The 4076-nt window shown below is 71.9% G+C and carries 4 protein-coding genes and 1 pseudogene; 3 read left to right on the forward strand and 2 right to left on the reverse strand.

Features of this window, described 5'->3' with window-relative positions:
- Nucleotides 1-5: 5 nt before the first annotated feature.
- Entirely contained in the window at nt 6-1160 is a 1155-nt protein-coding gene (locus FNH05_RS33720) for a site-2 protease family protein (RefSeq protein ID WP_144592906.1), read from the reverse strand.
- A gap of 92 nt (nt 1161-1252) precedes the next feature.
- Here FNH05_RS33720 and FNH05_RS33725 point away from each other — a divergent pair, with 92 nt between their 5' ends.
- The 3 genes from FNH05_RS33725 to FNH05_RS33735 all read left to right on the forward strand — a co-directional run bounded on the left by FNH05_RS33725 (nt 1253) and on the right by FNH05_RS33735 (nt 3967).
- Nucleotides 1253-2140 (forward strand): RecB family exonuclease, encoded by an 888-nt coding sequence (locus FNH05_RS33725; protein ID WP_144592907.1) that lies wholly within the window; start codon nt 1253-1255, stop codon nt 2138-2140.
- Between the two features lies 1 nt (nt 2141).
- Nucleotides 2142-2930, forward strand: coding sequence for a thioesterase family protein (locus FNH05_RS33730; RefSeq protein WP_144592908.1), 789 nt, complete (start codon nt 2142-2144; stop codon nt 2928-2930).
- Nucleotides 2931-3037: 107 nt separating this feature from the next.
- Nucleotides 3038-3967, forward strand: coding sequence for a ParA family protein (locus tag FNH05_RS33735; protein WP_144592909.1), 930 nt, complete (start codon nt 3038-3040; stop codon nt 3965-3967).
- A 6-nt stretch (nt 3968-3973) separates the two neighbouring features.
- Here FNH05_RS33735 and FNH05_RS33740 read toward each other — a convergent pair.
- Nucleotides 3974-4076 (reverse strand): annotated as a pseudogene (locus tag FNH05_RS33740) (ATP phosphoribosyltransferase); the annotation flags it as partial.

Below are 4076 nucleotides of genomic sequence, written 5' to 3' on the forward strand. Positions count from 1 at the left end.
GTCCTTCAGCGGGGACGGCGCGCGAGCGCGACGCGCAGGTCCTCCCGGCGCAGCACCCCCGAGGGGCGGCCCTCGTCGTCCACCACGAGGAACTGCCAGGCGGGCGTCTCGCGGACCCGTTCGGCGATGTCTTCGCCCGGTTCGGAGGCGATGAGCACGGTTTCGGCCCGGATCGGCTGGGCGGCCAGTTCCGCGGGCGCATGCGGGGAGGTGGCCGCCAGCCGCTCGGCCTCGGTCTCGTCGAGCAGGCCCGCCGCCACCCCGTCGGCCCGCACCAGCACCACCCCGCGCCCGGCCGAAGCGGCCAGCGCGTCGGATACGGGGCTCTCCGCGGGAAGTTGCAGCACGGGCCGGACCAGATCGGCCAGGCGCAGCCCCTCCGGCCAGCTCCGGCTGGTTTCCGCGGCCAGTTCACCGCCCGCGCCCATCGCCACGAACCAGGCGGTGACCACGCACACGCCCAGCCGCAGCCACTTGTCCTGGCTGTCGTCGGCGAGTCCGAAGATCGCCCAGACCAGCAGTCCCGCGGCGACCAGGCCACCGCCGAACACCGCGGCCCTGGTGCCCCCGGCCCGCCGTCCGGTCAGCGCCCACACGCCCGCGCGCAGCAGACGCCCGCCGTCGAGGGGCAGCCCCGGCAGGAGGTTGAACACGCCGACGGCGACGTTGGCCACCGCGCACTCGGCAACCAGCAGCCAGGCCGCGCTCTGCCCTGGCACGGCGAGCAACAACAGGCCGCACAGCGCGGCGAGCGCGAGCGAGACGACCGGTCCGGCGCCGGCCACCAGCCCCTCCTGGCGCGGCCGCTTCGGTGTCCTCGCCACTTCGGACAGTCCGCCGAGCAGGAACAGCCGCAGCCGCCGCACCGGGATGCCCAGCCGCAGCGCGACCACGCAGTGCCCGAGCTCGTGGGCCAGCACCGACAGGCCGAGCAGTACCGCGAAGGCCGCCGACAGCAGCCACGAGGTCAGCGTGCCGGCCTCGGGCAGCAGACGGCTGACCATCGGTTCGTAGAGCACGATCACCGCGAGCGAGCCGATCCACCACGAGGGCGCGAGCACGACCGGAACCTCCTGCACGCGGAACAGCAGGAGGCCGCCGTCGGCGGTGGTGACGTACCGCCTCGCCCGGCTGGGGTGGTGCTCGCTGGTCGCGGCCATGCGAGCAAGGGTAGAACGCGCGGTGTGGGACGGACGTGACACCGGCGGCGCGGGGGCGGGGAACTGTCGGTGCGCTGCCATAGGGTGCACGCATGGCAACCACGGCAGCGGAAGACGAGCAGGCCGGTAACCGGGGCGAGGTGCGGCGCCCGGCGCTCTCGCCGTCGCGGGCGAGCGATTTCAAGCAGTGCCCGCTGCTCTACCGCTTCCGCGCGGTGGACCGGTTGCCCGAAGTGCCCACGAAGGCGCAGTTGCGCGGCACGCTGGTGCATTCCGTGCTGGAGCGGCTGTTCGCGCTGCCGGGGCCCGAACGGCTGCCCGCCCGCGCCAGGGAACTGCTTGCCCCGGCCTGGTCGCAGCTGTCGGACCAGCGCCCGGAATGGGCCGAACTGTTCGCCGGGGAGGGCGAGGAGCAGGTGCGGTCCTGGCTGTCCAGCGCGGAAAAGCTGCTGGACAGCTACTTCGCGCTGGAAGACCCGCGGCGGCTGGAACCGGAGGCGTGCGAGCTGCACGTGGAAATCGAACTCGGCTCCGGTGTGCTCCTGCGCGGCTACGTCGACCGGCTGGATGTCGCCCCCACCGGCGAAATCCGGGTGGTGGACTACAAGACCGGGGCCGCGCCGAGGGAGATCGGCGAGGCCAAGGCGATGTTCCAGATGAAGTTCTACGCGGTGGTGCTGTGGCGCCTGCGCGGCATCGTGCCCCGCCAGCTCAAGCTGATGTACCTCACCGACGGGCAGTCCCTGGCCTACACGCCGGACGAACCCGAGCTGCGGCGCTTCGAGCGAACGCTGGAGGCGATCTGGGAAGCGATCCTGCGGGCCGGGCGGACGGGGGATTTCCGGCCCAATCCCGGCAGGTTGTGCGACTGGTGCGCCCACCAGGCGCGGTGCCCGTCCTTCGGCGGGACCCCGCCGCCCTACCCGGGCTGGCCGGAACCGGACGCAGGCGACGAAACCCCCTTGGACCGAGCGGACTGACATGACCGAAAGCGCTTTTTACCTTCCCCGCGGCGAGGACCGCTTCCTGGCCACGGAGCACACCGCCGGGCCGTGGTCGCCCGACGCCCAGCACTTCGGCCCGCCGTCGGCCCTGCTGGTCCGTGCGCTGGAACGGCTTCCGCTCAGCTGGCCCGGCAGGCTGTCGCGGGTGACCGTGGAGATACTCGGACCGGCGCCGCTGGCCGAGTTTTCCGTGCAGGCCAAGGTGGAACGGCCGGGCCGGTCGGTCGAGCTGGTCACCGCCGAACTCGTCACCGACGGGCGCGCGGTGGCCAGGGCCTCGGCGTGGCGGGTGATCGCCTCCGACACCGCCGCACTGGCCACCCCCGCCCCCGTGGACTGCGCGGACTGGCCCGCTCCGCAGGAGTGCGGCCCCTCGGGGTGGCCGGAGGGCTGGCATACCGGCTATCTGACCGCGATGGAGTGGCGCACCGTCTCCGGTTCGGTGACCGGTCCCGGCCCCGCCGCGGTGTGGGTGCGGCAGCGCGTACCGCTGGTGGCCGGGGAGGAACCCAGTCCGCTGCAGCGGTTGTTCACCGTCGCCGATTCGGGCAGCGGGATCTCGAACTTCCTCGATCCGCGCCGGTGGTGGTTCATCAACAGCGAACTGACGGTGCACGTCCAGCGCGTACCGGAGGGCGAGTGGATCGGGCTGGACGCCGCCACCGTGATCGGCCCTGACGGCGTCGGCGTGGCCACGAGTACCCTTCGCGATCTCGGCGGAGCGGTGGCGCGGGGTGCGCAGGCGCTGATGGTGCGGGAGCGCTGAAGCGCCGCCTGCCGTCCGGGTGGGAAGAACACGCAGGGGACCTCTCCCGCAGCCTGCCCGAGATCCACTAACCTTGGCCAGAACGACGGACACCTGGGAGCGCTCGAGTGCAGATCACCTCGGTGGTCAACCAGAAAGGCGGCGTCGGCAAGACCGCGCTGAGTGTGGGCACGGCAGCCGCGCTCGCCGAGCGCGGGCGCCGGGTGCTGCTCATCGATCTCGATCCACAGGGGCATGCCACGACCGAGATGCTCGGCCTCCCCGAACTGCCCTCGGAGGCGCCGAGCCTGGCCAAGGCGCTGACCAAGGCGTGGAAGGGGCCGGTCGAGGAACTGGTCGTCCCCCATCCCCGCAGCAACATCGGGCCGGGCGGGGCGTTCGACGTGATCCCCACCGCCCCCGGCATGTTCGACCTGATCCGGCGTCTGGACAACTTCCGGGTCCCGGGCTGGCAGCTGGCGCGGGTGATCCAGTTCGCCAACTACGATCACGTGATCATCGACTGCCCGCCCGCCCTGGACCTACTGACCAACAACGCGCTGGCGGCCACGCACGGCATCCTGGTGCCGGTGCAGCCGGACCGCACCAGCATCCGCGCGCTGCGGCTGCTCAACGACCAGCTGGCCTTCGTGCAGCAGGCGGTGAACCGCGATCCCATCCCGTACTTCGGGGTGGTGCCGGGCCTGTACCGCAGGCCGATGTCGAGCTATGCGGCCGCCGCGCTCAACGAGTTGCAGAGTTTCGGCTACCCGCTGCTGCCGCACGTCCCGCTCGGCGTGGTGATGAACGAGGCGGCCGCGCACGGGGTGCCGGTGACCACGTTCGCGCCGGAAACCACGCAGGCGGTGGCGTTCCGTCAGATCGCCGCGGTCCTCGACGACTACAGCATCCAGCGACCGGCACCGGCCGTGGTGCCGGTCGCGGACGAGTTCGTCTTCGAGGACTTCATCACCGAAGTGGCGCGCACCCGCGACGCCAACGACACGGGCACCCGCAAACGCCTCTACGACCTGCTCCCCAAGAAACCGAAGCAGTAGGCAGGCCTACAACCGGCAGGAGCGGATGTCCGAGGCGAGTACGGCCTTGGCGCCGATTTCGGCCAGCTCGTCCATGATGTGGTTGACCTTCTTGCGCGGCACCATGGCC

The sequence above is a fragment of the Amycolatopsis rhizosphaerae genome, assembly GCF_007713715.1.
In the GTDB taxonomy this organism is placed as follows: domain Bacteria; phylum Actinomycetota; class Actinomycetes; order Mycobacteriales; family Pseudonocardiaceae; genus Amycolatopsis_E; species Amycolatopsis_E rhizosphaerae.

What these genes read in the sequence shown, in the direction of transcription:
- FNH05_RS33730 (WP_144592908.1), top strand. Translation starts at nt 2,142, where the DNA reads ATGACCGAAAGCGCTTTTTACCTTCCCCGCGGCGAGGACCGCTTCCTG.
- FNH05_RS33720 (WP_144592906.1), bottom strand. Translation starts at nt 1,160, where the DNA reads ATGGCCGCGACCAGCGAGCACCACCCCAGCCGGGCGAGGCGGTACGTC.
- FNH05_RS33725 (WP_144592907.1), top strand. Translation starts at nt 1,253, where the DNA reads ATGGCAACCACGGCAGCGGAAGACGAGCAGGCCGGTAACCGGGGCGAG.